Origin of the sequence: Janthinobacterium sp. LS2A, from assembly GCF_036543145.1 — a bacterium.
GTDB lineage: Bacteria > Pseudomonadota > Gammaproteobacteria > Burkholderiales > Burkholderiaceae_D > Janthinobacterium > Janthinobacterium aestuarii.
On record NZ_JAZHPB010000002.1, the window covers coordinates 503,442 to 529,452 of the forward strand.

Genomic DNA, 26,011 nt, shown 5'->3' on the forward strand with positions numbered 1-26,011 from the left:
GCCGGTGAACGACATCAGCCCCGACAAGGTCTTCGTCCCCCTGGAACTGCACGGCATCCGCCTCGAAGCGCTGGCGCCGCACCATGCGGCCGGCCTGCGCGCGGCGGCCATGGATGGCGAACTGTGGAATCTGCGCGTCACCTCCGTGCCCGAACCGGACCAGGTGGACCAGTACATTTTCAAGGGCATCGAGATGCGCCCCACGCGCTTCGCCTTTGCCGTCGTCGACGCGGCCAGCGGCGAGGTGCTCGGCACCACCAGCTACCACGACGTGGTGCCGGCCATCGGGCGCCTGGAAATCGGCTACACCTGGTATGCGAAGCGCTGCCAGCGCAGCCACGTCAACACCACCTGCAAATTGCTGCTGCTGGCGCACGCCTTCGACACGCTCGGCTGCGCGCTGGTGGGCCTGCGCACCGATAATTTCAACCACGCCTCGCAGGCGGCCATCGAACGCCTGGGCGCGAAAAAGGATGGCGTGCTGCGCCACCATGCGCTGCGCCGCGACGGCACCGTGCGCGACACCGTCATGTACAGCATCACGCGCGGCGAGTGGCCCGAGATTGCCGCCCATCTGCGCTACAAGCTGGCGCAGCGCCCCATCGCCGCACTGCCCCGTGCGGGAGAGCGGTCGCCATGCTGATCGATTTCTTCTTCACGCTCAAGGACGCGAAGATTCCCGTCTCGATCAAGGAATTTCTGACCTTGCTCGATGCGCTGCAAAAGAACGTCATCGGCGCCTCGATGGACGATTTTTACTATCTGTCGCGCCTGACCCTGGTCAAGGATGAAGCCCATTTCGACAAGTTCGACCGCGCGTTTGCCCAGTATTTCAAGGGCGTCAACGCGGCCTTCGACACGAACGCGGCGATACCGCTCGACTGGCTGCTCAAGCGCATGCAGCGCGAGCTGTCCAAGGAACAGAAGGCGCAGCTGGAAAAATTCGGCTACGACAAGCTGATGGACCGTCTCAATGAGCTGCTGAAGGAACAGAAGGAGCGCCACGAGGGCGGCAGCAAGTGGATAGGCACGGGTGGCACCTCGCCGTTCGGCAATGGCGGCACGAACCCGGAAGGCATCCGCATCGGCGGCAAGGGCGGCAACCGCACGGCCGTCAAGGTATGGGAAGCGCGCAGCTACAAGGATTACGACGGCGAGCGCGAACTGGGCACGCGCAACATCAAGGTGGCGCTGCGCCGCCTGCGCAAGTTCGCGCGCGAAGGCGCGGAAGACGAACTGGCGCTGGACGCCACCATCGCCGCCACGGCGAACAACGCGGGCTACCTCGACATCAGGATGCGGCCCGAGCGCAAGAACCGCATCAAGGTGCTGATGCTGTTGGATGTGGGCGGCAGCATGGACGACCATATCGAGCGCACCGAGGAACTGTTCTCGGCGGCGAAGACGGAATTCAAGAACATGGAGTTCTTTTACTTCCATAACTGCGTCTACGACTATTTGTGGAAGAACAACCGGCGCCGCAACGCCGAGCGTTTTCCCACCTGGGACGTGCTGCGCAAATACCCGCCCGACACCAAGCTGATCTTCGTCGGCGACGCCACCATGAGTCCCTATGAAATCCTGCAGCCGGGCGGCAGCGTCGAATACAACAACGAGGAAGCGGGGTCGACGTGGCTGGCGCGCTTTACCCAGGCGTTCCCGAAATTCATCTGGTTCAATCCAGAGTCCGAGGGCTTGTGGCAGTACCGCCAGTCGATCGGCGTGATGCGGCAGTTGATGAACGACCGCATGTTCCCCCTGTCGATCGACGGGCTGGAGCGGGGCATGCGCCTGCTCAGTAAATAAAAGCGCCTAACAAAAAGTCCATGGCGGCAGGGGGCCGCCATGCCGTACACTGCGACACGGCACTACCGTGCGGAGCATCTCCGCCGCGGGCGGGTACCATACGCTGGTACCAGTCCTGCCCTACCCTGCTGCATCCTGTGCGCGGCCGCCATGGCCGCGACACTGTTCGATTGCGCACATCGTGCGCGCCTTCTGCTCCGGTAGAATCGGCGCATCGCTCTGCGCAAACAATGCACCATCGCTGCACCACGACATTGCCGCGCCAGCCCCCGTGCTGCCGGCCGGTGCCAGCGCCATTTTCAAAGGAATGAGCATGCAAAGTCTGATCTCGATCGCCGCCGACCTGTCCTGGCCGTTCGCCATTACCCTGGCCTGGGTAGTGGGCGAATTCGGCCACCGCTGGACGGGCCTGCCGCGCATCAGTTTTTACGGCGTGATCGGCTTCGTCCTCGCGCAGACGCAGGTGGGCATCCTGCCGCAGACGGACGCCGGCCCCATGCTGGTGCTGGCCGACGTGGCCTTCGGCCTGATCCTGTTCGAGGTGGGCTACCGCATCAACCTGCGGTGGCTGAAGAACAACCCGTGGATCGCCGTCACGGGCCTGGTCGAGTCCCTGCTGACCTTTACCGTCGTCTACTTCATCGGCATCGAATTCGGCAGCACTTCGATGACGGCGCTGCTGCTTGCGTCGCTGGCCATGTCCACCTCGCCGGCCACCATCATGCGCGTCATCAACGAGGAACGCAGCTCGGGCCAGGTCACGGAACGCATCGTCCACCTCACGGCCTTGAATTGCGTGCTGGCCGTCTTCACGTTCAACATCATCGTCGGCTTCTGGATGTTCCAGAGCTCCACCGATTTGATCGAGGCGAGCAGCAGCAGCGCCGCCGTGCTGGCCGCCTCGGTGGCCGCCGGCACCGTCTTCGGCATTGTCGTGCCGGCCATGCTGCGCCGCCTGGGCAATATGGCGCAGGACGCCACCGTGGCGTTCGCGCTGTCGGTGATGCTACTCGTCGCCCTGACCTACACCACCAGCCTGTCGCCGCTGCTGGCCACGCTCACCTTCGGCCTGGTGGCGCGCCACCGCCGTGTCGCCTTCAGCCAGGCGCAGCGCAATTTCGGCGCCATGGGCGAGCTGCTGACGGTGCTGCTGTTCGTGTATGCCGCCTCGACCCTGGAATGGGCCAGCGTGACGGCCGGCGCGGGCCTGGCCCTGGCCGTCGTCGGCGGACGCTTGCTGACGAAGGTCGCCGGCGTGGCCGCGTTTTCGCACGTGAGCGGCATTTCCTGGCGCAAGGGCGTGCTGACGGGCGTGGCGCTGACGCCCGTTTCCGTCTTCATCATCCTGCTGCTCGAACACGCGCGCCAGCACGGCGTGAACTTCGGCGACGAATTGAACGCCCTGGCCGCCATCACCCTGGGCCTGGAACTGGTCGGCCCCGTGCTGGTGCAGCGCGTGCTGATGCTGGCCAAAGAAACCCATGAAATCAAGGAGCGCTAAATGCCGCTGGAACCCTTTGGCCAATCGGCCGCGCTGACCTTCGGCGTCGAACTCGAACTGCAACTGGTGAACCTGTCGGACTATGACTTGACGGCCGCCAGCCCCGACCTGCTGCATCTGCTGAATAAAAAGCCGTTCCCCGGCAACGTCACGCCGGAAATCACCGAGAGCATGATCGAGATTAACTCGAGCGTGCACACGCATCACGGCCCCCTGCTGGCGCAGTTGCAGGAAATCCGTGACACCTTGATCACGGCCGGCGACAAGCTCAATATCGGCATCGCGGGCGGCGGCACGCACCCGTTCCAGCAATGGTCGTCGCAAAAGATCTTTTCCAAGCCCCGCTTCCAGGAAATCTCGGAGCTGTACGGCTACCTGGCCAAGCAGTTCACCATCTTCGGCCAGCACGTGCACATCGGCTGCGCCTCGGGCGATGACGCCATGTTTTTGCTGCATTCGCTGAACCGCTACATCCCCCACTTCATCGCCCTGTCGGCTTCCTCGCCCTACGTGCAGGGGCGCGACACCCTGTTCGACTCGGCCCGCCTGAACTCCGTGTTCGCGTTTCCCATGAGCGGGCGCGCGCCGTTCACCCTGAGCTGGGACCAGTTCTCCAACGAGTATTTCGCCAAGATGGAGAACACGGGCATCATCAAGAGCATGAAGGATTTTTACTGGGATATCCGTCCCAAGCCGGAATTCGGCACCATCGAACTGCGCGTGTGCGACACGCCGCTGACGGTGGAGCGTGCCGCCGCGCTGGCCGCCTACCTGCAGGCCCTGTGCCGCTACCTGCTCGAACGCAAGGAGGTGCCGCCGGTCGAAGACGATTACCTCGTGTATAACTACAACCGCTTCCAGGCTTGCCGCTTCGGCCTCGATGGCGCCATCACGCATCCGAAAACCTACGAGACGATGTCGCTGCGCGAAGACATCATGACCACCCTGCGCAAGATGGAACCGCACGCCGAGGCGCTGGGCAGCACGCCGGCCCTGAAACACCTGTCGGACGTGGCCAAGCAATGGAGCGACGCGCAATATCTGCGCAAGCAGCACAGCTTGCAGGGCAGCGCCGAGGGCATGGTCGATTCGGCGATCCGCTGCTTCCGTGGCGAAGCGATGAACTACTAAGGACTAGCCCGTCCAACCCAACACCTGAACTTCCGGGGTCGGACCCTGCAGGGTCCGACCCCAGATCTTGCTTCTGGGGTTTAAACAACGCCAGCAACGCGCTAAAAAACCACACCCCACATTTACACCTTATCCCCCGCTTGCTACAATAGTTGAGAATGATTCCTATTAACTAAATTGATCTGGCTGGCCCGGTCACGCTTGCAAGGGGAATGCGATGCCGCTGGCAAAGCCGTTACAACGCCAGGACATCGCGACACTGTATGCCGACCACCACGGCTGGCTGCAGGGCTGGCTGCGCAAGAAACTGGGCAGCACGGCGTGCGCGGCCGATGTGGCGCAGGACACCTTCATGCGCCTGCTCGACCGCGAAGACGCCGTCGCCGCGCGCGAGCCGCGCGCCTTTCTCGCCACCGTCGCCCAGCGCGTGCTGTTCAACCATTACCGCCGCCAGAAACTGGAACAGGCTTATCTCGACGTGCTGGCGCAGCTGCCGCCCCTGCATGCGCCGTCGCCCGAGGATCGGGCGCTGCTGCTGGCCACCGTGTTTGAACTCGACCGCATGCTCGACGGCTTGCCGCCTCCCGTGAAACGGGCTTTTTTGCTACGCCAGCTTGACGAACTGCCGCAGGAAGACATCGCGCGCCAGCTCGGCATCTCGCTGGCCACCGTGAAACGCCATCTGCAGCGCGCCGGCAGCGCCACGCAGGCGTGGCAGCAGCTGCAAACGCAGCACGAACACCTGCCGTCCGCCGTGCACGCGACCCTGCTGCGCGCCTGCGTGCAAGCGAACGCGCCGCGCCGCCACGCCGTCAAGACCCTGGCACTGCTGCTGGCCTGCGGTGCCTCGCTGTATGCGTTCGAACGCCGCAGCCCATGGCGCGGCTGGATGGCCGACTACCGCACGGCCGTCAACCAGCGCCGCGTGGTGACCCTCGATGACGGCACGCAGCTCACACTCAATACCAATAGCGCAGTCAATATCGCTTACGACGGCGCACAGCGCCGCATCGAACTGCTGGCCGGTGAAATCTTCATCGCCACCGGCAAGGATGCGGTGCAGCGCCCCTTCTTCGTCGGTACGCCGCACGGCAGCCTGCAGGCGCTGGGCACGCGTTTCACCGTGCGCCTGCACGAGCAATACACCAGCGCCGGCGTGCTCGAAGGGGCCGTCGCCGTGCTGGCCGATGATGGCGCGCAGCGCCTGGTGCTGCGTCCCGGCGAAGGCGCCCATTTCGACGGCACGGGCGTGCACCGCCAGGCCCTGGCGCCGTATGGCGGCGCGTGGCTCAATGGCATGCTGGTGGCGCGCGACATGCGCCTGGCCGATTTCCTCGCCGAGCTGTCGCGCTACAGCGACCATCCATTGAGCTGCGCGCCCGCCATCGCCGGCCTGCGCGTCTCCGGCTCCTACCCGCTGGCCGATGTCGATGCCATCCTCGACGCCGTCGGCGCCAGCCTGCAGCTGCGGCGCCATACCGTCACGCGCTTCTGGGGTCATCAAGTCGTCAGGATAGAACTGGCGGCCCGCTGAAAAATATTTTCTGCAAAGTGAGCTGTTTCGCCGTGCTTGCGTGACCTGGAAGATAGGCAGTCTCCATCTTGCGCATCCACGAAAGGTTTTATTCCATGCACCACGCTTCGCGTTCCCTCCTTACCCGCACCGTCCTCGCCTGCGCCCTGTCGCAGATCGGCATGACCCTGGCCCTGCCGGCAGCGGCCCAGGCGCAAACCCGGCAAGTGCGCACCTACAGCATTCCCGCCGGTGCGCTGGGCGACGTGCTGACGCGCTTCGGCAGCGACAGCGCCATTTTATTGTCGTTCTCCAGCGATGCCACGCAAGGCTTGCGCAGCGCCGGCCTGCAAGGCAGCTATGGCGTGCACGATGGTTTCCGCGTGCTGCTGGCCGGCAGCGGCCTGCAAGCCGTGCCGCAGGCGAATGGCGGCTACCTGCTGCAGAAAATCCCCGCCAGCGCCGGCGCCCCTTCGGCGAACAGCCGCGGCGTGGCCGTCATGGGCGGCGTCACCGTGGTGGCGGCAGCCGAACGCAGCGCCGTCACCAGCGGCACGGGCAGCTATACGGGCGGCCCCGCCAGCGGCGCCACGGGCCTGGCCCTGACGCAGCGCGAAACGCCGCAATCGCTGACCATCGTCACGCGCCAGCAGATGGATGACCAGAACAGCAATGCCGTCTCCGACGTCATGAAGAACGTCAATGGCGTCAACGTGCAAAACTATGACAGCGACCGCTGGAGCTTCTGGGCGCGCGGCTTTGCCGTCACCAATTTCCAGTATGACGGCGTGTCGGCCATCTATGACGGCGTCTACGACTGGGGCACGACGAACAGCGACATGGCCATCTACGACCGCATCGAAGTGCTCAAGGGTGCAACGGGCTTGATGAGCGGCTCGGGCGACCCGTCGGCCACCGTCAACATGGTGCGCAAGCGCCCTACCGCAGCCTTCGAGGGCTCGGCCACCCTGGGCGCGGGATCCTGGGACAACTACCGCGGCGAAGCCGATGTTTCCGGCCCGCTCAACGACAGCCGCACGGTGCGCGGCCGCCTGGTGGGCGCCTACCAGGACAAGCATTCCCACCTGGACCGCTACACGCAGCAGAAGTCCATCGCCTACGGCATCATCGAAGCGGACCTGACACCCGTCACCCTGCTGACGGCCGGCTTCACGCACCAGGACTACAAGCCGCGCGGCTCGACCTGGACCGGTTTCCCCGTGCTGCTGGCCGACGGCTCGCGCACGGATTTCCCCACCTCGTGGAACCCGGCCACGGACTGGAGCCGCCGCGACATGCAGAACACCACGCTGTTCTCGTCGCTCGAACATACGTTCGCCAACGAGTGGAAACTGAAATTGAGCGCCAACCAGCTGCGCAGCAAGCATGACAGCGTGCTCGGTTCGGCCAGCGGCGGCAATCCCGATCCCGTCACGGGCGAAGGCGCCTACTTCTTCATGGGAAAATACAAGGGTAACCGCCGCCAGACCACCGTCAACGTCGACGCCAGCGGACCATTTACGGCCTTCGGCCGCCGCCACGAAGCGATGATCGGCTATTCCCACTCCAGCGCGAAGCAGGACGGTCCCGTCTACGAATCCGTCTACCCGCCGGTGGAAGGCAGCTACTTCGACTGGCGCGGCCAGTACGCGGAACCGGCGTTCACGCGCCTGGGCAACGACAACGACAAGACACGCCAGAGCGGCCTGTATGGCGCGCTGCGCCTGCGTCCCCTGGAGGCGCTGTCCGTCATCGTCGGCGCGCGCGTCAGCAACTACAAGCAGGACCAGGACCGTATCTTCTTCGACAGCGGCACAGCGCGCATCACCTCGCGTATCGACGAAAGCAATGTCATCACGCCGTATGCGGGCGTCGTGTATGACCTGGACAAAACCTATTCCCTCTTCGGCAGCTACACGAGCATCTTCGCGCCGCAAAGCAACCGCGACAGGAACCGCAACTTCCTCGCCCCCGTGCGCGGCAAGGGTTTCGAGGCGGGCGTGAAAGCCGAATTCCTGGAAGGTAAAGTCAACGCCAGCGCCTCGCTGTACCAGATCCGCCAGAGCAACGTGGCCAACTATGTGGGCGAGGTCAATGGCGAGGAAGCGTATGAAGGCATCGACGGCATCAGCAGCCGCGGCCTGGAAATGGAAGTGACCGGCGAAGTGCTGAACGATGTGAAACTGAGCGCCGGCTATACCTATACGCGTATCCGCGACAAGGATGGACAGGAAGTGTTTTCCACCATGCTGCAAACGACGCAGCCGCCGCACCTGCTGCGCGTGCAGGGGACATGGCGCCTGCCGGCCAGCCTGAATAAAATCACCGTGGGAGGTGGCGTCAACTGGCAAAGCGGCTTCTACGGCCATATCTGGAACCCGGCCGCCAATGACTATGCGCGCATTGAACAAGGCGGCTTTGCCCTGGTCAACCTGTTGGCCCGCTACGAAATCAGCAAGAACACAACGGCCAGCCTGAACGTGAACAACCTGACGGGTAAAAAGTACTTCACGGGCCTGGGCCTGTTCCAGACGGGCTTTTACGGCGAACCGCGCAATGTCATGCTGACCTTGCGCACGAAGTTTTAATCAGTTGCCGTACAGCGCCAGCGCCCAGGCTGGCGGACGCAGTTCCAGCGCCAGGGACAGGTAAGCGGGATCGAAGCGCGCCGCCAGCAAATACACATTGGCGGCGCCCTTCGGTTCCCAATTCCCCGTAAAGCCCTTTTCGCCGGCCGCCACGCGCTTGCGGTCGAAGGGCACGGCGCTTTTCGCGAATTCCTCGTGCGTCTTTCTACCCTGCGCATACGGTGACAGCCAGGCCAGCGCCTCGGCAAGGCGCTTCGCTTCCGGCGCGCCATACCAGTCGTCGCCATGCGCCTGCGCCATCAGGGCCGTCGTCAGCAGCGGCTCCAGGCTGTAGGTGGTGTAATGGAGGGCGTCGCGCTGCTCGAAGTCGAAGGGCACGCCGCCGGCGCCGATATTGCGCGGCACGTGCGCCAGGAAGCGCTCCTTCGCGCGCGCGATCAGCAAGGCGTCGCCCGTGACATACGCGGCGGCCGTGCCGATCTTGATGCGGTGGCTGTGCCAGTTATTGCGCGCCGTGGACGGGCCGCCCACCTTGATGGGGTCATTCAGATACCCGTTCGCCAGGGTGCGGCAAAACGCCTGCACCTGTTCGCGTTCGACGCCGTTCAAGCGTTCCTGCACCAGGTCAAATCCCATCAGCAAGCTGGCCAGCTCCGTCTCGTCGACGGGACTGAACGAAGGCTGATAACTGCCGCTCCAGGCCAGCAGCAGCTGGCGCGCCGCCTCGAAATGCGCCATCTCGCCAGACAGCCGCCAGGCCAGGGCCTGCAAACGCGCCTGGCGCCAGTCTTCCTGCGCCTGCTGGCTGGTCTCGCGCCCGCCCTCGCCCTTCAGCAAGCCGCCCGTGCGCACTTCGGCCATCAGATGCACGGGCCGCGCCGCATCCTTGCGCGCCGCCTTGAGCACCTGTTCCGCGATGGCCGGCGCCACCTTCGCCTTGAGCATGCGCGCCCGCGCGGCGGAGGTCAACGCAAACGGCAGCGGGCCGTCATGCGGACGCGGCGCCGCGCGCAAGCCCGCCAGGGGCAGCGCCAGCAGGCCGGCCAGTACCATGCGCCGGCGCATCAGGTGCTTACTCAAAACCGCGTCTCCCGCGCCGCGCGCAAGAAATTATCGAGGATAGGCGTGCAATCGAGCAGCTCGACGCCGCCCGCCGAATGGAATTCCGGGTGCCACTGCAAGCCCATGACGAAACGCGCCCGCTGGTAGCGGATGGCTTCGACGATGTTGTCCCCTTGCGAATACGCTTCCACGGTGACGTCGCGCCCCAGGTCCTTGACCGACTGGTGGTGGATAGAATTGACGAGCGCCTCCCCCGCCTTCGGGAACATGCCGGCCAGCGACGAGCCTTTCGGGAAGACGATGGTGTGGCGGTGGCGGTCATACAGGTCGTTGACGTGCGAGGTGGCGCCTTCCACGTCCGAAGCGATGTCCTGGTACAGGGTGCCGCCAAAACCCACGTTGATCAGTTGGCAGCCGCGGCAAATTCCCAGCACGGGTTTGCCCGCGTCGACGAATTCGTGCAGCAGTTCCAGTTCGTACAGGTCGCGCGCGCGGTCGCCGTTCCATTCCGGCCGCGTGGCCGCCTCGGAATACGTCTGCGGCGAGACGTCGGCGCCGCCCTGCAGCACCAGGCCGTCCAGGTGGCGTGCATAGTGGCGCAGGGTGATGTTACTCGGGTGTAGCTGGCCGCTCGTATTGACGGTCGGGATCATGAACACCAGCACGTCGCGCGACATGACCCACTGCGCGATCGACTCTTCCAGGTATTGCAGGTTCTTGCTGCGCAGCCCAGTGGCGCCCGGCTCGGGGTGGAAAATACGCGCCGAGATGCCGATGCGCAGGGTGCGCCGCATGAAATCGCGGCTGGCCTTGTCGCGCATGGAGCGGTAGCGCGACGAGATCACCCGCCAGGCCAGCGCCAGCGGCGTATCGTTATCCTTCAGGTAGCGGGGGGCGGCGTCGCGCGCGCGGTGCTCGTCATCGGGTGCCCGGCGGCCGACCCGGTCGGGCCGCGCCGGTGCTGGCTCTGGCGGCGCTGGGTCGGTGGACGGGGACTGCTGGGGATCTTTTTCGTCTGACATGGCGGGGCTGACTGAAAGCGGAGAACGGTTTCAATATAAACCCCTGCCTTCAAAAGCACGATTCAATTTTGTAACAAAAGCATACCTACGGTGCGTCCACGCAACACGCCGGCGGCAAACGCATACGCCCCGTTTACGCCGGCGGCCCCGCTTTTTAGAGAATCTTTACGCCCCCGCTGCTAATCTTGAACGTACCTCAACCACCGCTGCAAAGCCACCATGGAACCCCATTCACGCCTGTCCGCACGTCAAGCCCTGCCCCACCGCCACCCGCGCCTGCCCACTTTCCTCATGCATATCACGGTCGACAAAGCCTGCCTGGCCGAGCTGCGCCAGCTGGTCGTCAGGACGTGCGGCGGCATGCTGTCGTTCATGCGCGTCGAGGCGGTCGACCACGCCGAGCGCATGAAAGTCTGGCTGTGCGTGACGGAACCGGCCCTGCGCCTGACGATGGACGCCGTCATGCGCCTGCTGCCAGCGGCGGAATTTGGCCGCATCAGCCAGGGGAAATCGCTATGAACCAGTATTCCTGCGAGCAGGCGATGTCCTCGATGCGCATCACCGCGCACTTTCAGGGCATCTGGGTGCCGATGGTCACGCCCTTCCGCGATGGCGACGGCGACATCGACTTCGACGCGGCCCAGCAGCTCGCGTGCGAACTGGCCGCCAGCGGCATCGACGGCCTCGTGGTGTGCGGCACCACGGGCGAAGCGGCCATGCTGAGCGCCGCCGAACAGACCATGCTGCTCGATAGCGTGCTCGAAGCCGTCGGCCCCCGCTTCCCCGTCGTGATGGGGATAGGCGGCAGCGATACGCGCAATGTCGTCGCCACGGTGCAGCGCTACAACGACCATCCGCTGGCGGGCCTGCTGGTCTCCGCCCCCGCCTATGTGCGCCCGTCGCAGGACGGCATCGTGCGCCACTTCCAGGCCATCGCCGGCGCCACCGACCAGTCCATCGTGCTGTACAACGTGCCGGCCCGCACGGGCGTCAATATCGAACCGCAGACGGCCGCCCTGCTGGCGCGCGACTCGCACTTCGTCGCCATCAAGGAAGCGGGCGGCAAGCTGCAGCAGCTGGGCGAACTGCTGCTCGACACGCGCCTGGACGTGCTGTGCGGCGACGATGCGCTGCTGCTGGCCAGCCTGTCCATGGGCGGCCATGGCGCCATGTCGGCCGCCGCCCAAGTGCGCCCCGACCTGTATGCGCAGCTGTACCACCTCGTCAGGCAGGGCCGCCACGGCGCCGCCGGCGCCCTGTTCAAGACCATGCTGCCCGTCATCCGCCTGCTGTTTGCCGAACCGAATCCCGCGCCCGTCAAGGCAGCGCTGGCCATGCAAGGCAAGGTGTGCAACGCCTTGCGCCTGCCGATGATGCCCATGTCGGCCGCCGGCCAGGCCGCCCTGGCCGCGGCCCTCGAGCCCCTGCTGGAACTGCCCGTATGGACGGCCAGCGACAGGGACGAGCCGCGCGAAGGCTGTCTGCTGCAGCTGGTTTCCCCTGCCAACATCATGCCAGCCGTGCGCCAAGATGATCATCGCCATCACGGATGAACGCGGAGGGATGGAGAAATCCATCGTGGCCGGGCGGCTGGCCGCTTCGCGCGCGCTGGCCGGACGCAAGGTATTGCTGCTCGATGCCGATCCGCGCCAGGGCGCCATGGCGCAGGCCAGGAACATGCACGACGGCGCCATGCACGGCAGCCTGACGCGGCCGCGCCTGATGGCGCGCGCCATCAGCGCCAAGGGTTTGCAGCCGGAGCTGGAACACCTGGTGCACTGCTACCACGACATCGTCATCGACAGCGAAGGCCGCGACTCCATGGGCAGCCGTTCGGCCCTGGTCGCCGCGCGCGTACTGGTGGTGCCGCTCGACGGTGTCGTCAACGCCGCCGCGCAATCGGGCCTGGCGCGCCGCATCGCACATGCGCGCAGCATCAATCCGGGCCTGCGCGTGCTGCTGGCAGCGGACACGCAAGCGGTGCCCGCCCATGCCCTGGCCGCGCAGATCCCGGCCGCCCGCGTGGTCAGCCTGGGGCAGCTGTACTGCGCCGTTTTCAGCCTGCCCGCCTAGCCGGGCCGGGCACGCAAAAAAAGGCGGCGCATGCGCCGCCTCTCTTCTCTGTCAATTAAAACGTCTTGCTGACCGTCAGTTGCAGCGCCGTCTTGCCCATGAATTTGCCATTCACGGGCGAGGCATAGGCCGATTTTCCCGCGTTCGTGCCGATCACGGCCAGCGCGCCCGAAACAATGCCGAAGTCGCGCGTGACGCCCACTTTCCAGTCCGTATAGCGCGATGCATCATTGTTCTTGACCTTCTGGTGGCCCGCGTGCAGGTTGCCGGTCCAGCCGTTCGTCAGGTCGATATTCGCGCCGATGTCCAGGTAGCCGCTGTTCTTGCTGTTGACGATGCCGAACAGGTTCGAGACGGCGTGCGAATACTTGACGTAGGCAGGGCCATACGACAGCTGGCCGTAGACTTCCTGCGTGTCCGCGTCGGCCAGGCCGGCGACGTGCTTCAAGCCGTTGTCCGCATACACATAGGCGAGCACGCCCACGTCATAGCCAACATCGCTGCTCAACTGGCCGCGCTTGCCCGCATACAGGTCCACTTCCACGTCGCCGCTGCCGCCCGCGTCCTTGGTCCACTTGATGGTGGAAGCCCAGGCGCCTGCATACAGGCCCGTCGGATTGTTGACGTAGTCGACGCCGCCCTGCAGCGCCGGTTTCAAGCGCGTCTGCGAGATGCCGCGGTAGCGGTAGTCGGATACGCCGGCCACGTTGAAGCTCACTTCATTATCGGGCTTGGCCTCGTCTGCGTGGGCCAGGCTGCCCGTCAAGGCTGTGGCGACGGCAAGTGCAAGTAGCATTTTGTTCATGGTTGTTCTTCTTCATTGGTGGTATGGGCCTTTGCCAACATGGCGCAGCTGGCCCGCCGCTGCAAAAATTTTAAGTAAAGCATCCCCCTGGCGCGCGCGGCGCCTGTTTTCAAACAGGGGATATAAAGTTGGCTAGAGCGGCAGCAGCAGCCGGTAGCCGACGGCCGTTTCCGTCAGCAGGTACTGCGGCTGGGCCGGATCGGCTTCCAGCTTCTGGCGCAGATGGCCCATGTAGATACGCAGGTAGTGGCCGTTTTCGCTGTTCGACGGTCCCCACACTTCACGCAGCAGTTGCGGATTGGTGACCACCCTGCCCGCGTTTTTCACCAGCACGGACAGCAAGCGGAATTCCGTCGGTGTCATGTGCACCAGCTGCTTGTTGCGCGTGACCAGCCGGTCCTTCAGGTCGACGCGCACGTCGCCGAACTGCACCACGCCATCGTCGCTGGTGGCGGGCTGGCGCTGGCGGCGCAAGGTGGCGCGCACGCGGGCCAGCAATTCGCCCACGCCGAACGGCTTGGTCAGATAATCGTCGGCGCCCGCGTCGAGCGCGCGGATCTTGTCCTGCTCGTCGACCCGCGCCGACAGCACGATGATGGGCACGGCCGACCATTTGCGGATGTCGGCGATGAAATCGATGCCATCACCATCGGGCAGTCCCAGGTCCAGCACAATCAGGTCGGGCCGGCGCGTGCCCGCATCGATCAAGCCCCGCTGCATGGTGGCGGACTCGAAAATCTGCCAGCCCTCGTCTTCCAGCGCGGCGCGCACGAAGCGGCGGATTTGCGGCTCATCCTCGACCAGCAAGGCGGTGGCGGAAGGTTCGTTCATATTGATTTTCCTGTTTCACGGTCGTTGGCGTCATCGAACTCGAGCTCGGGCGGCGCCGGCGGCGTACCCAGCGGCAGGCTGAAGACGATGGAGGCCCCCTGTCCCGGCACGTGCGGCTGTGCATGGATGGTGCCGCCGTGGGCTTCGACGATGGCGCGGCAAATGGCCAGCCCCAGGCCGACGCCAGGCTTGTTCGATTCGCGTTCGCCGCGCGTGAATTTTTCAAAGATGGCTTCTTCGCGGCCGGGCGGCAAGCCCGGGCCATCGTCCAGCACCGTCACCTGCAGGAACTGGCCGTGCACTCCAGCCGCGACCGTGATGGTGCTGCCGGGCGGCGTGTACTTGGCCGCGTTTTCCAGCAGGTTGCACAGCACACGCTCGACCAGCACGGCGTCGTAGCGCACCAGCGGCAAGCCCGGTGCCAGCTGCGTCTGCACGGCATGCTGCTGCAATTGCGGGCCGCTGGCGCGCAGCGCGCTGCCCACCACTTCTTCCAGCGCCTGCCATTGCAGGTTCAGGCGCACCTGGCCGCTCTCGATGCGCGCCATGTCCAGCAAGTTCGCCACCAGGGCGCTCATGCGCACGGTTTCGGACTGCAGCGAGCGCGCCATGTCCAGCTGCGCGGGCGACAGCGCGGGCCGCGACAAGGCCAGCGATTCGGCCAGGCCCACCAGCGACGTCAAGGGCGTGCGCAAGTCGTGCGACAGGGCCGCCAGCAGCGAATTGCGCAGCCGCTCGGACTCCATCTGCAGCAGCGCGCCCTGGGCCACGTCGATGTAGTGCACGCGCTCGAGGGCGATGGCTGCCAGAGCGGCAAAGGTATCGAGGTGCTGGCGCTGTTCCGGCACCAGCAGCCAGCGTCCGCGCTGCGCGCCCTCGAGCGGCAGCAGCGCCAACACGCCGCGCGTGCGCATCGGTGCGATCAGCGGCAGGTAGAAAATGGGTGACGCCGGCAAGGTGTCGGTACCCGTGCCTGCCGCCTGCGCATGGTCGAAGGCCCACTGGGCGATGCCGATATCGAGCGCCTCGCCGCCGTTCGCAGCTTGCAAGCTGCCTTCGTCATCGGGCAGCAGCAAGGTGGCACGTGCGCGGAAAGCCCGTTCGATGGCGCTTTTCGTGATGTCGAAAATCTGCTCCGTCTGCAGCACGCCGGACAACTCGCGCGAAAATTCGTACAGGGCGCGGGCGCGCGCTTCGCGGTGCGAGGCCACGCGCGCCTGGAAGCGCAGGCCGGCCGTCAGGTGGCCCGTGATCAGGCCCACGGCCAGCATCACGCCAAACGTGATCACATACTGGAAATCGCCCACGGCAAACGAGAAACGGGGCGGCACGAAGATGAAATCGAAGCTGGCCACGCCCACCAGGCTGGCCAGCGCCGCCGGCCCGCGCCCCAGGCGCACGGCCACCAGCACCACCGTCAGCAGGGACAGCATGGCGATATTGGCCAGGTCAAGATAAGGCTGTAATGGAACCGAGGCGAGGGCCGTGGCCAGGCTGACGCCGGCGGCCACGATGTAGCGCCAATGGCGCGAGGACCGGCGCGGCGCTTCCGCATCGTCGCCGCTTGCGCGCCGGGGCGCCGCATCGGCTGGCGGCAAGCCCACCTCGATCAGATCGATATCGGGCGCCAGACTGGCCATGCGCGCGGCCGGCGGCGCCTGCCACAGGCGCGCCAGCACACCAGCGCGGCCACGGCCCACGATGACTTTGGAGATATTCGCGCTGCGCGCATACTCGACCACGGCGCCGGCGATGTCGGCGGACGGCACAATGGCCGTGCGCGCGCCCAGGTCCTGCGCCAGTTTCAGGGTTTTCAAAATACGTTCGCGCTGGCCCGCCGGCAGGCGCTGCAAACGCGGCGTTTCCACGTACAGCGCATGCCATTCCGCATTCAGCTGGCTGGCCAGGCGCGCCGTGCTGCGGATTACGTGTTCGCCCCCCGCGTGCGGTCCCACGCAGGCCAGCAGCGCGGCGCCCGTCTTCCATACGGGGTTGATCGATTTCTCGACGCGGTAGGCCTGCACGTCGTCCTGCACCCGGTCCGCCGTGCGGCGCAAGGCCAGTTCGCGCAGGGCGATCAGATTGCCCTTGCGGAAAAAATGCTGCGACGCCCGCTCGGCCTGCAACGGCTGATACACCTTGCCCTGCTTCAGGCGGCGCAGCAGTTCATCGGCGGGGATATCGACGAGCACCACTTCGTCGGCGCGGTCGAACACCGTGTCGGGCAGGGTTTCGGCCACGCGCACGCCCGTGATCCCCCCCACCACGTCATTGAGGCTTTCCAGGTGCTGCACGTTGACGGTCGACAGCACGTCGATGCCGGCGGCCAGCAATTCCTCGACATCCTGCCAGCGCTTCGGATGGCGCGATCCGGCCACGTTCGAGTGGGCCAGTTCATCCATCAGTATCAAAGACGGCGCGCGGCGCAGCGCTTCGTCGAGGTCGAACTCGTACAAGGTCTTGCCCCGGTACTCGATGGCCTTCAGGGGCAGCACGGGCAGCCCGTCAAGCTGGGCCGCCGTATCCTGGCGCCCATGCGTCTCCACCACGCCCACCAGCAAGTCCTGGCCATCGGCCAGCAATTTGCGCGCGGCCGCCAGCATCGCATAGGTCTTGCCGACGCCAGCCGAGGCGCCAAAATAGATGCGCAGCCGGCCGCGCGCGGCTTTCTTTTCCTGCGCCTGCACTTGCGCCAGCAGGGCATCAGGGTCGGGGCGTTGGCTGTCGTTGGGGAGCATGTTGTATTTTAATCTTCTTGCGTAATGCTATCTTGTTATTTTGCCGTGGCGTCAAGCGGCGACGTAAGCACGTAGGTCGGATTAGCGCTTGCGCGTAATCCGACGACATTGTTGGCCTGGCTGGTGGTGGTGTCGGCTTACGCTGCGCCAAGCCGACCTACGCCGACCTACGCATCTTCGCCAGCTTACTTCGCCATCGCATCGAGCGCCAGGTTCAGTTCCAGCACATTCACGCGCGGTTCACCGAAAAAGCCGATATACGCGGTTTTCTGCACCTTGGCGATGGCGTTTTCCACCTGCGCCAGCGGCATGGCGCGCACGCGGGCCACGCGCGGCGCCTGGTACAGGGCGCCGGCCAGGCTGATTTCCGGATCCAGACCGCTGCCCGACGCCGTTACCAGGTCGACGGGAATGGCGCGCGTGTTGCCGGGATCCGCTTCCTTCAGGGCGGCGATGCGCGCCTTGACGGCGTCCGCCAGGGCCGGATTGGTCGGCCCCTGGTTCGAGCCGCCCGAACCGGCGCCGTTATTGGCCATCGGCGCGGTGGCCGATGGACGGCCCCAGAAATACTTGGGCGAGGTGAAGGACTGGCCGATCAGGGTCGAGCCGACGGGTTTTCCGCCACGTTCGACGATGCTGCCGTTGACTTCATCGCTGAAAGCCAGCTGGCCGATGCCGGCCGTGGCGAATGGATAGACGACGCCGCAGATCACTGTCAGCGCGGCAAACAGGACCAGGGCGGGACGTACGATGGTGCTCATGATGGTTCCTTTAGACTAAATTGAGTGCGGACAGCAGCATGTCGATCAGCTTGATGCCGATGAAGGGCAGGACGATGCCGCCCAGGCCATAGATCAGCAAATTGCGGCGCAACAGGCTGGCCGCGCCGATGGCCCGGTATTGCACGCCTTTCAGGGCCAGCGGAATCAGCACGACGATGATCAGGGCATTGAAGATCACGGCCGACATAATGGCCGACGCGGGGCTGGCCAGGTGCATGATGTCCAGCGCCTTCAGCTGTGGATAGGTGCCCACGAAGGCGGCCGGAATGATGGCGAAGTACTTGGCGATGTCGTTCGAAATCGAGAACGTCGTCAGCGAGCCGCGCGTCATCAGCATCTGCTTGCCGATTTCAACGATTTCCAGCAGCTTGGTCGGATTCGAGTCCAGGTCGACCATATTGCCCGCTTCCTTGGCCGCCTGCGTGCCTGAATTCATGGCCACGGCCACGTCGGCCTGTGCCAGCGCCGGGGCATCGTTGGTGCCGTCGCCCGTCATTGCCACCAGGCGGCCTTCGGACTGGTAGCTGCGTATCAGTTTGAGCTTGTCTTCCGGCGTCGCTTCGGCGAGGAAATCGTCCACGCCCGCCTCGGCCGCAATCGCGGCAGCCGTCAGCTTGTTGTCGCCCGTGATCATGACGGTCTTGATGCCCATGCGGCGCAATTCCGCGAAGCGCTCCTTGATGCCGCCCTTGACGATATCCTTGAGTTCCACGGCGCCCATGACCTTGCCATCGTCGACCACCACCAGCGGCGTACTGCCGCGGCGCGCGATGTCGTCGACGGCACGCGCCACTTCATCGGGATACGGCTGGCCCAGCGCTTCCACATACTTTTTCATGGAATCGGCCGCGCCCTTGCGCAACTGGCGCACCTGCTGTTCGCCCGCGATATCGACGCCGCTCATGCGCGTTTGCGCCGTGAACGGTACGAAGGTAGCGTGCAGGCTGGCCATCTCGCGTTCGCGGATGTTGAACTTCTGCTTGGCCAGCACGACGATGCTGCGCCCTTCCGGCGTTTCATCGGCCAGCGAGGCCAGTTGCGCCGCGTCGGCCAGCTGCTGCTCCGTCACGCCGGGCGCAGGCACGAAGCTCGACGCCTGGCGGTTGCCCAGGGTGATGGTGCCCGTTTTATCGAGCAGCAGCACGTCCACGTCGCCGGCCGCTTCCACGGCGCGGCCCGACGTGGCGATCACATTGGCCTGCATCATGCGGCTCATGCCGGCCACGCCGATGGCGGACAGCAAACCGCCGATGGTGGTCGGAATCAAGCACACGAGCAGCGCGATCAGCACCGTGATCGTCACGGGCGTGCCGCTGCCGGCCGCCGCCACGGAAAACAGCGAATACGGCAGCAGGGTCACGGTGACGATCAGGAAGACGATCGACAGGGCCACGAGCAGAATCGTCAGGGCGATCTCGTTCGGCGTCTTCTGGCGCTTGGCGCCTTCGACCATGGCGATCATGCGGTCGATGAAGGCTTCGCCGGGGTTGACGGAGACGCGCACCAGCAGCCAGTCGGACAGCACGCGGGTGCCACCCGTCACGGCGGAAAAGTCGCCGCCCGATTCGCGGATGACGGGCGCCGATTCGCCCGTGATGGCGCTTTCATCGACGGAAGCCACGCCGGCCGTCACTTCGCCGTCGGCGGGAATCACGTCACCCGCTTCGACCAGCACCGTCATGCCCTTGCGCAGGTCGGTGGCCGGCGTGGGCAGCCAGGAAGTGCCGTATTTCGGCGTTTGCATTTTCTTTGCCATCACCGTTTGCTTCAGGGCGCGCAGCGAGGCCGCCTGCGCCTTGCTGCGGCCTTCGGCCAGCGCTTCGGCGAAGTTCGCGAACAGCACGGTAAACCACAGCCACACGGCGACGGCGACGATGAAGCCGAATGGCGCTTCGCCCTGGCCGCCGCTGATCCCGGCCTGGGTCGCCAGCAGGCTCGTGATGATGCTGCCGACATAGACGACGAACATCACGGGGCTGCGCCACTGCGTGCGCGGGTCGAGTTTTTTGAACGCATCGACGACGGCGGGGCCAATCAGTGCGGAATCGAACAAAGTCAGGCTTGTGCGTGACATGGTAGCCTCTTATTTGATGAAAAGTTGCAGGTGTTCGACGATCGGGCCCAGGGCCAGCGCGGGAACGTAATTCAATACACCGACGAGCACGACGACGCCGATCAGCAGGCCGATGAACATGGGGCCGTGCGTGGGCATGGTGCCGGCATTGGCCGACAGGCGCTGCTTGGCCGCCAGCGAACCGGCCACCGCCAGCACGGGCACGATCACGCCGAAGCGGCCGAACCACATGGCGATCGCCAGCATCACGTTATAGAACGGCGTGTTGGCGGACAGGCCGGCAAACGCGCTGCCGTTGTTGTTGGCGGCCGATGTGAACGCGTACAGGATTTCGGAAAAACCATGCGCGCCCGGATTGGCCACGCCGATCTTGCCCGGTTCGACCATCACGGCGATCGCCGTGCCCGTCAAGACCAGGGCTGGCGTGATCAGGATGGCCAGCGAGACCATCTTCATTTCATAGGCCTGGATTTTCTTGCCCAGGTATTCAGGCGTGCGGCCTATCATCAGGCCGGCGATGAAGACAGCCAGGATGGCGAACATCAGCATGCCGTACAGACCCGTGCCCACGCCGCCGAAAATCACTTCGCCGAACTGCATCAGCAGCAGCGGCACCATCCCGCCCAAAGGCATGTAGGAGTCGTGCATGGAATTGACGGCGCCGCACGATGCGGCCGTCGTCACGGCCGCGAACAGGGTCGAGGAGCTGATGCCGAAGCGCGTTTCCTTGCCTTCCATATTGCCGCCCGATTGCAGGCTGCTGGCCTGCTGGTCCACGCCCAGCGCTTGCAAGGATGGATTGGCTTGCTGCTCGGCGCTCATCACGCCGGCCGTCATGACGACAAAGATCACGGTCATGGCGGCCAGCACGGCCCAGCCCTGGCGCATGTCGCCCACCATGCTGCCAAAGGTGAAGCACAGGCCGGCGGGAATGATGAAGATGGCCAGCATCTGCAGGAAGTTCGACAGGACGGTCGGGTTTTCATACGGGTGCGAGGAATTGGCGTTGAAGAAGCCGCCGCCATTCGTGCCCAGCAGCTTGATCGATTCCTGCGACGCGACGGGACCCATGGCGATCGTCTGCGTCGTCGCCACTTGCGCTTCCATCACAGGCTTGCCGGCCGCATCCAGCACGGGCTGGCCGTCGGCCGTCATTTTCGGCGTTTCATACGCCACGTGGTCGAGCAGGGTCACTTCCTTGTAGGCGGAAAAATTCTGGATCATGCCTTCGCCCATGAAGACGACGGACAGGGCCAGCGACAACGGCAGCAGGATGTACAGGGTCGAGCGCACGAGGTCGACCCAGAAATTGCCGATCGATTTGCCCGAGCGCGAGGCGAAGCCGCGCACCAGCGCGAAGATCACGGCGATGCCGGTGGCCGCCGAAAAGAAGTTCTGGCATGCCATGCCCAGCATCTGGGTCAGGTAGCTCATGGTCTGTTCGCCGCCATAGCCCTGCCAGTTGGTATTGGCGACGAAGCTGACGGTGGTATTGAACGAGGAATCGGGGCTGACGGCGCCCAGGCCCTGTGGATTCAACGGTAAAAAGCCCTGCAGGCGCTGCAGGCCGTAGACGAAGACGGCGCCCACGGTATTGAAGACGATCAGGGCGATGGCATAGCTTTTCCAGCCCATGGCCTTGTCGGCGGGCAGGCCGGACCAGCGGTACAGCAGGTTTTCCAGCTTTTGCAGCCAGCCCAGGCCGCGCACGGGCGCATCGCCGGCCACCTTGGCCATGTACAGGCCCAGCGGATAGCCGGCGGCCAGCAGCACGGCCAGGAAAGCCACCAATAACAGTATCGATTGCGTCGTCATCACAGTTCCTCCGCCTTCAGCAGCGCCACCAGCAGGTAGACGAGCAAACCAGCCGAGACGACGGCGCCCAGCACATAAAACGCGTTCATTTGACGCTCCCTAATTTGTCGCAGGCGACGGCGAAGCCGGCCGCCAGGACGAAAAACACGGCAATCAAGCCGAGATACACGAGATCCATTCCCACCCTCATTCAGGTTTGTTTTGATAGTGAGCAGATTAGCCAAAAGGGTCTAAAAAATTCGTAAAGACTGGGGAGGCGCATGTAAACAAGATGTAAAAACGGGGGCTTTACCGCATAAAATCCAGCACAATTGGCGCAAAACCACGCCTGAGGCGCACTGTTGTTGCCCTGGAGTAGCGCTATTGCTCGCGGGACAAGATAGAATGCGCGAGCGTCCGCACAAGGACGCTTGGCCTGCCGCACTGCCCTCCCCCAGTGACGCTGGACGGGATATACTGTATATTCATACAGTTATCGCCGCCGCTGTCATTGCGCCCGCAGTGCCCTGGCCTGGCGTTCCAACCACTGTCTTTACTTAGCTTGAACACGTATGGCCACTAAAAAACCAGCATCCGACTACAGCGAATCATCCATCCGTGTCCTGAAGGGACTGGAACCCGTCAAGCAGCGCCCGGGGATGTACACCCGCACTGAAAATCCGCTGCACATCATTCAGGAAGTGATCGACAATGCCTCCGACGAGGCACTGGGCGGTCATTGCACGCACATCGCCGTCACGCAAAACACGGATGGCAGCATCACCGTGGAAGACAATGGCCGCGGCATTCCCGTCGGCCTGCACCCGGAAGAAGGCGTGCCGACCGTGGAAATCGTGTTTACAAGGCTGCACGCGGGCGGCAAGTTTGACAAGGGTTCGGGCGGCGCCTACGCGTTCTCGGGCGGCTTGCACGGTGTCGGCGTGTCCGTCACCAATGCGCTGTCGACGCGCCTGGAAATCACCGTCTGGCGCAAGGAAAGCGACGGCAACGGCTTGCACCACATGGTGTTTGCGAATGGCGATGTGATCGAGCCCTTGAATTCCCGCCCCGCCCCACGCGACGGCAAGAAGTCCGGCACGCGCGTCACGGCCTGGCCCGATGCAAAATACTTTGATTCGCCGAACATCTCGCAAACGGAGCTGCAACGCCTGCTGCGCTCGAAAGCCGTGCTGCTGCCGGGCGTCACCGTCACCCTCACCAACGCGAAAACGGGCGACACGCAGACGTGGCAGTACGCGGAAGGCTTGCGCGGCTACCTGACCGAAACGCTGGCGCAGGTATCGAATGGCGAAACCCTGATTCCCCTGTTCGAGGGCGCGCAATACGCGGGTCCAGACTCGGAAGGCTTTGCCGAAGGCGAAGGCGCGGCGTGGGTGGTGGCGTGGACGGAAGAAGGCGCCATCGTGCGCGAATCGTACGTCAATCTGATCCCCACCTCGAATGGCGGCACGCACGAATCGGGCTTGCGCGACGGCCTGTTCGGCGCCGTGAAAAACTTCGTCGAAATGCACTCGCTGCTGCCGAAAGGCGTGAAGCTGCTGCCGGAAGACGTATTCGCGCGCGCCTCGTTCGTGTTGTCGGCCAAGGTGCTGGACCCGCAATTCCAGGGCCAGATCAAGGAGCGCCTGAACTCGCGCGACGCCGTGCGCCTCGTGTCGACCTTCACCAAGCCGCCGCTGGAACTGTGGCTGAACCAGCACGTCGACTACGGCAAGAAGCTGGCCGAGCTGGTGATCAAGCAGGCGCAGTCGCGCCAGCGCTCGCTGCAAAAAGTGGAAAAGAAAAAATCGTCGGGCGTCGCCGTCCTGCCCGGCAAGCTGACCGACTGCGAATCGTCCGACATCGCGCGCAATGAACTGTTCCTCGTCGAGGGCGATTCGGCGGGCGGTTCGGCCAAGATGGGCCGCGACAAGGAATTCCAGGCGATTCTGCCCCTGCGCGGCAAAGTCTTGAACTCGTGGGAGACCGACCGCGACCGCCTGTTCGCCAATAACGAGATCCACGATATCGCCGTGGCCATCGGCGTCGATCCGCACAGCGTGGGCGATACACCCGACCTGTCCGGCCTGCGCTACGGCAAAATCTGCATCCTGTCCGATGCGGACGTGGATGGCTCGCACATCCAGGTACTGCTGCTGACCTTATTCTTCAAGCACTTCCCGGTCCTGATCAACAAGGGCCACATCTGCATCGCCCGCCCGCCTTTGTACCGGGTCGATGCGCCCGCGCGCGGCAAGAAGCCGATCCAGAAAATCTACGCGCTCGACGACGGCGAACTGGTGGCTATCGAGGACAAGCTGCGCAAGGAAGGCGTGAAACAGGGCGCCTGGTCGATCTCGCGCTTCAAGGGCCTGGGCGAGATGAACGCCGAGCAGCTGTGGGAAACGACGATGAACCCGGACACGCGCCGTTTGCTGCCCGTGACCTTGGGTGAAGTCGACCACATGGCCTCGGCCTTGCGCTTCAATATGTTGATGGGCAAGGGCGAAGCGGCCGGACGCCGCGCCTGGATCGAAGAACACGGCAATGAGGCGGAGGCGGATATCTGATGATCATCGGCATCGACCTGGGCACCACCAACAGCCTGGTCGCCATCTGGCGCGACGGCAAGGCTTCCATCATCCCGAATGCGCTCGGTGAACACCTGACGCCATCATGCGTGAGCATCGATGACGACGGCACTGTGCTCGTGGGCCGAGCGGCGCGCGAGCGCCTGCAGACGCACCCGCAGCTGACGGCAGCCGTCTTCAAGCGCTACATGGGCAGCGAAAAGAAGATCGCCCTCGGCACGCAGCAATTCCGCCCGGAAGAACTGTCGTCGATGGTGCTGCGCGCGCTGAAGGAAGATGCCGAAGCCTTCCTCGGCCACAAGGTCGAGGAAGCAATCATCACCGTGCCCGCGTATTTCAGCGATGCGCAGCGCAAGGCCACGCGCATCGCGGGCCAGCTGGCGGGCTTGCGCGTGGAGCGCCTGCTCAACGAGCCGACGGCCGCCGCGCTGGCCTACGGCATCCGCGACAAGGAACAGGAAAGCAAATTCCTCGTCTTCGACCTGGGCGGCGGCACGTTCGACGTGTCGATTCTCGAGTTGTTCGAAGGCGTGATGGAAGTGCGCGCCTCGGCCGGCGACAATTTCCTCGGCGGTGAAGACTTCGTCACCGTGCTGGTCGACGCCTTCCTGGAAGGCAGCGGCCTGCGCGACGCCGTCGGCAGCCGCCTGCTCGACCCGCGCCAGCAGCAGTTGCTGCGTGATGAGGCCGAGCGCGTCAAGCGCCTGCTGTCGGAGCAGCCGTCCGTGCGCATGGCCACGCGCTACCAGGACAAAGAATACAGCTGGGAGATCGGCGAAGACAAGCTGGCGCAATTGTGCGAGCCGCTGCTGGCGCGCCTGCGCCTGCCCGTGGAACGGGCGCTGCGCGACGCAACCATCCGCGCCGCGGAATTGAATGAAGTGGTGCTGGCCGGCGGCGCCACGCGCATGCCGCTGGTGCGCAAACTCGTGTCGCGCATGTTCGGCCGCTTCCCCGCCATCCACCTGGACCCGGACGAAGCCGTGGCGCTGGGCGCCGCCGTGCAGGCGGGCCTGAAAATGCGCGACGCGGCCCTCGACGAAGTGGTCATGACGGACGTGGCGCCATACTCGCTGGGCATTTCCATTTCGCGCCAGGTCGGTGCGAACCAGTATGAAGGCGGCCATTACCTGCCCATCATCGAGCGCAATTCCGTGGTGCCCGTCTCGCGCACGGAAAACATCACCACCATCTACGACAACCAGAAGGAAATCAACGTGGCGATCTTCCAGGGCGAATCGCGCCTGGTGGCCGACAACGTCTTCCTTGGCAAGATCAGCTTCCCGATCCCCGCGAAAAAAGCGGGCGAGATCGGTATCGACGTGCGCTTCACCTATGACATCAGCGGCGTGCTGGAAGCGGAAGTGACGGTGCTGGCCACGCAGGAACGCCACAAGATGATCATCAGCGACAACGCGGGCGTGATGACGCCGGAACAGATCGAGCAGCGCTTTGCGGAACTGGCCGACCTGAAGATCCACCCGCGCGAGCAGCTGGAAAACCGCACCCTGGTCACGCGCGCCGACCGCCTGTACGAACAGTCGCTGGGCGACGTGCGCCAGTATCTGGCTGCGCACACGGCCAACTTCCAGGCCGCGCTGGAAACGCAGGACCCGAACACCATCCGCAAGGCCCGCCAGGCATTGGATGACGTGTTGCGCCAGGTCGAGAGCGAGAGCTTCCTGTAAATGGACGGCGGC

The 26,011-nt window shown here is 64.6% G+C and carries 20 protein-coding genes and 1 pseudogene; 12 read left to right on the forward strand and 9 right to left on the reverse strand.

What is annotated here, in order from left to right:
* Positions 1-4 precede the first annotated feature (4 nt).
* The 7 genes and pseudogenes from V3C40_RS08125 (at position 5) to V3C40_RS08155 (ending at position 8,539) form a co-directional block, all read left to right on the forward strand.
* Entirely contained in the window at positions 5-643 is a 639-nt protein-coding gene (locus V3C40_RS08125; protein WP_034746520.1) for a GNAT family N-acetyltransferase, read from the forward strand.
* Positions 637-1,806 carry a vWA domain-containing protein gene (locus V3C40_RS08130; RefSeq protein WP_331777117.1) on the forward strand — a complete coding sequence of 390 codons (1,170 nt, stop codon included), beginning with the start codon at positions 637-639 and terminating at the stop codon, positions 1,804-1,806. Before V3C40_RS08125 ends, V3C40_RS08130 begins: the two co-directional genes overlap by 7 nt.
* A gap of 313 nt (positions 1,807-2,119) precedes the next feature.
* Entirely contained in the window at positions 2,120-3,307 is a 1,188-nt protein-coding gene (locus tag V3C40_RS08135) for a cation:proton antiporter (RefSeq protein ID WP_034746513.1), read from the forward strand.
* Entirely contained in the window at positions 3,308-4,438 is a 1,131-nt protein-coding gene (locus tag V3C40_RS08140; protein ID WP_070301178.1) for a YbdK family carboxylate-amine ligase, read from the forward strand.
* 217 nt (positions 4,439-4,655) lie between these two features.
* Positions 4,656-5,138 (forward strand): annotated as a pseudogene (locus tag V3C40_RS08145) (sigma-70 family RNA polymerase sigma factor); the annotation flags it as partial.
* A 189-nt stretch (positions 5,139-5,327) separates the two neighbouring features.
* The gene (locus tag V3C40_RS08150) at positions 5,328-5,972 is read left to right on the forward strand and encodes a FecR domain-containing protein (protein ID WP_331777342.1); all 645 of its coding nucleotides are present in this window, start codon (positions 5,328-5,330) and stop codon (positions 5,970-5,972) included.
* A 95-nt stretch (positions 5,973-6,067) separates the two neighbouring features.
* On the forward strand, positions 6,068-8,539 hold the full coding sequence (locus tag V3C40_RS08155) for a TonB-dependent siderophore receptor (RefSeq protein WP_331777118.1): 2,472 nt from the start codon (positions 6,068-6,070) through the stop codon (positions 8,537-8,539).
* Here V3C40_RS08155 and V3C40_RS08160 read toward each other — a convergent pair whose 3' ends face one another.
* Positions 8,540-9,619 carry an alginate lyase family protein gene (locus tag V3C40_RS08160; RefSeq protein ID WP_331777119.1) on the reverse strand — a complete coding sequence of 360 codons (1,080 nt, stop codon included), beginning with the start codon at positions 9,617-9,619 and terminating at the stop codon, positions 8,540-8,542.
* Positions 9,616-10,623 carry a gamma-glutamyl-gamma-aminobutyrate hydrolase family protein gene (locus V3C40_RS08165; RefSeq protein WP_331777120.1) on the reverse strand — a complete coding sequence of 336 codons (1,008 nt, stop codon included), beginning with the start codon at positions 10,621-10,623 and terminating at the stop codon, positions 9,616-9,618. Before V3C40_RS08165 ends, V3C40_RS08160 begins: the two co-directional genes overlap by 4 nt.
* A 219-nt stretch (positions 10,624-10,842) precedes the next feature.
* On the opposite strand from V3C40_RS08165, the gene V3C40_RS08170 reads away from it, so the two are divergent.
* The 3 genes from V3C40_RS08170 to V3C40_RS08180 are packed head-to-tail and all read left to right on the forward strand — an operon-like array spanning position 10,843 to position 12,696.
* Positions 10,843-11,142: a hypothetical protein gene (locus tag V3C40_RS08170; RefSeq protein WP_235194154.1), complete on the forward strand. Its 300-nt coding sequence runs from the start codon at positions 10,843-10,845 to the stop codon at positions 11,140-11,142.
* A complete protein-coding gene (gene dapA / locus V3C40_RS08175) occupies positions 11,139-12,176 on the forward strand; it encodes a 4-hydroxy-tetrahydrodipicolinate synthase (RefSeq protein ID WP_331777121.1) in 1,038 nt (345 codons plus the stop codon). Before V3C40_RS08170 ends, dapA begins: the two co-directional genes overlap by 4 nt.
* Complete coding sequence (locus tag V3C40_RS08180; RefSeq protein WP_331777122.1) at positions 12,154-12,696, forward strand: division plane positioning ATPase MipZ; 543 nt, start codon at positions 12,154-12,156, stop codon at positions 12,694-12,696. The genes dapA and V3C40_RS08180 overlap by 23 nt, the downstream gene beginning before the upstream one ends.
* A 55-nt stretch (positions 12,697-12,751) precedes the next feature.
* Here V3C40_RS08180 and V3C40_RS08185 read toward each other — a convergent pair whose 3' ends face one another.
* The 7 genes from V3C40_RS08185 to kdpF form a co-directional block, all read right to left on the reverse strand.
* A complete protein-coding gene (locus V3C40_RS08185; protein WP_331777123.1) occupies positions 12,752-13,501 on the reverse strand; it encodes a TorF family putative porin in 750 nt (249 codons plus the stop codon).
* A 132-nt stretch (positions 13,502-13,633) separates the two neighbouring features.
* A complete protein-coding gene (gene kdpE / locus V3C40_RS08190; protein WP_331777124.1) occupies positions 13,634-14,332 on the reverse strand; it encodes a two-component system response regulator KdpE in 699 nt (232 codons plus the stop codon).
* Positions 14,329-17,070 (reverse strand): DUF4118 domain-containing protein, encoded by a 2,742-nt coding sequence (locus V3C40_RS08195; protein ID WP_331777125.1) that lies wholly within the window; start codon positions 17,068-17,070, stop codon positions 14,329-14,331. Before V3C40_RS08195 ends, kdpE begins: the two co-directional genes overlap by 4 nt.
* Positions 17,071-17,255: 185 nt before the next feature.
* The gene (gene kdpC, locus V3C40_RS08200; RefSeq protein WP_331777126.1) at positions 17,256-17,831 is read right to left on the reverse strand and encodes a potassium-transporting ATPase subunit KdpC; all 576 of its coding nucleotides are present in this window, start codon (positions 17,829-17,831) and stop codon (positions 17,256-17,258) included.
* A gap of 10 nt (positions 17,832-17,841) precedes the next feature.
* A complete protein-coding gene (kdpB, locus tag V3C40_RS08205) occupies positions 17,842-19,926 on the reverse strand; it encodes a potassium-transporting ATPase subunit KdpB (RefSeq protein ID WP_331777127.1) in 2,085 nt (694 codons plus the stop codon).
* A 9-nt stretch (positions 19,927-19,935) separates the two neighbouring features.
* Positions 19,936-21,741 (reverse strand): potassium-transporting ATPase subunit KdpA, encoded by a 1,806-nt coding sequence (gene kdpA / locus V3C40_RS08210; protein WP_331777128.1) that lies wholly within the window; start codon positions 21,739-21,741, stop codon positions 19,936-19,938.
* Positions 21,741-21,830, reverse strand: coding sequence for a K(+)-transporting ATPase subunit F (gene kdpF, locus V3C40_RS08215; RefSeq protein ID WP_034746483.1), 90 nt, complete (start codon positions 21,828-21,830; stop codon positions 21,741-21,743). Before kdpF ends, kdpA begins: the two co-directional genes overlap by 1 nt.
* Before the next feature lie 462 nt (positions 21,831-22,292).
* Here kdpF and V3C40_RS08220 point away from each other — a divergent pair, with 462 nt between their 5' ends.
* Together V3C40_RS08220 and V3C40_RS08225 are read left to right on the forward strand one after the other, a co-directional pair.
* Complete coding sequence (locus tag V3C40_RS08220; protein WP_034746481.1) at positions 22,293-24,290, forward strand: DNA topoisomerase IV subunit B; 1,998 nt, start codon at positions 22,293-22,295, stop codon at positions 24,288-24,290.
* On the forward strand, positions 24,290-25,999 hold the full coding sequence (locus tag V3C40_RS08225; RefSeq protein ID WP_072455025.1) for a molecular chaperone HscC: 1,710 nt from the start codon (positions 24,290-24,292) through the stop codon (positions 25,997-25,999). Before V3C40_RS08220 ends, V3C40_RS08225 begins: the two co-directional genes overlap by 1 nt.
* Positions 26,000-26,011: the final 12 nt, after the last annotated feature.

Bases quoted from the DNA above. Each gene is read 5' to 3' on its own strand.
- V3C40_RS08130 (WP_331777117.1), top strand. From the start codon at position 637: ATGCTGATCGATTTCTTCTTCACGCTCAAGGACGCGAAGATTCCCGTC.
- V3C40_RS08135 (WP_034746513.1), top strand. From the start codon at position 2,120: ATGCAAAGTCTGATCTCGATCGCCGCCGACCTGTCCTGGCCGTTCGCC.
- V3C40_RS08140 (WP_070301178.1), top strand. From the start codon at position 3,308: ATGCCGCTGGAACCCTTTGGCCAATCGGCCGCGCTGACCTTCGGCGTC.
- V3C40_RS08150 (WP_331777342.1), top strand. From the start codon at position 5,328: ATGGCCGACTACCGCACGGCCGTCAACCAGCGCCGCGTGGTGACCCTC.
- V3C40_RS08155 (WP_331777118.1), top strand. From the start codon at position 6,068: ATGCACCACGCTTCGCGTTCCCTCCTTACCCGCACCGTCCTCGCCTGC.
- V3C40_RS08165 (WP_331777120.1), bottom strand. From the start codon at position 10,623: ATGTCAGACGAAAAAGATCCCCAGCAGTCCCCGTCCACCGACCCAGCG.
- V3C40_RS08170 (WP_235194154.1), top strand. From the start codon at position 10,843: ATGGAACCCCATTCACGCCTGTCCGCACGTCAAGCCCTGCCCCACCGC.
- dapA (WP_331777121.1), top strand. From the start codon at position 11,139: ATGAACCAGTATTCCTGCGAGCAGGCGATGTCCTCGATGCGCATCACC.
- V3C40_RS08180 (WP_331777122.1), top strand. From the start codon at position 12,154: ATGATCATCGCCATCACGGATGAACGCGGAGGGATGGAGAAATCCATC.
- V3C40_RS08185 (WP_331777123.1), bottom strand. From the start codon at position 13,501: ATGAACAAAATGCTACTTGCACTTGCCGTCGCCACAGCCTTGACGGGC.
- kdpE (WP_331777124.1), bottom strand. From the start codon at position 14,332: ATGAACGAACCTTCCGCCACCGCCTTGCTGGTCGAGGATGAGCCGCAA.
- V3C40_RS08195 (WP_331777125.1), bottom strand. From the start codon at position 17,070: ATGCTCCCCAACGACAGCCAACGCCCCGACCCTGATGCCCTGCTGGCG.
- kdpC (WP_331777126.1), bottom strand. From the start codon at position 17,831: ATGAGCACCATCGTACGTCCCGCCCTGGTCCTGTTTGCCGCGCTGACA.
- kdpB (WP_331777127.1), bottom strand. From the start codon at position 19,926: ATGTCACGCACAAGCCTGACTTTGTTCGATTCCGCACTGATTGGCCCC.
- kdpA (WP_331777128.1), bottom strand. From the start codon at position 21,741: ATGACGACGCAATCGATACTGTTATTGGTGGCTTTCCTGGCCGTGCTG.
- kdpF (WP_034746483.1), bottom strand. From the start codon at position 21,830: ATGAACGCGTTTTATGTGCTGGGCGCCGTCGTCTCGGCTGGTTTGCTC.
- V3C40_RS08220 (WP_034746481.1), top strand. From the start codon at position 22,293: ATGGCCACTAAAAAACCAGCATCCGACTACAGCGAATCATCCATCCGT.
- V3C40_RS08225 (WP_072455025.1), top strand. From the start codon at position 24,290: ATGATCATCGGCATCGACCTGGGCACCACCAACAGCCTGGTCGCCATC.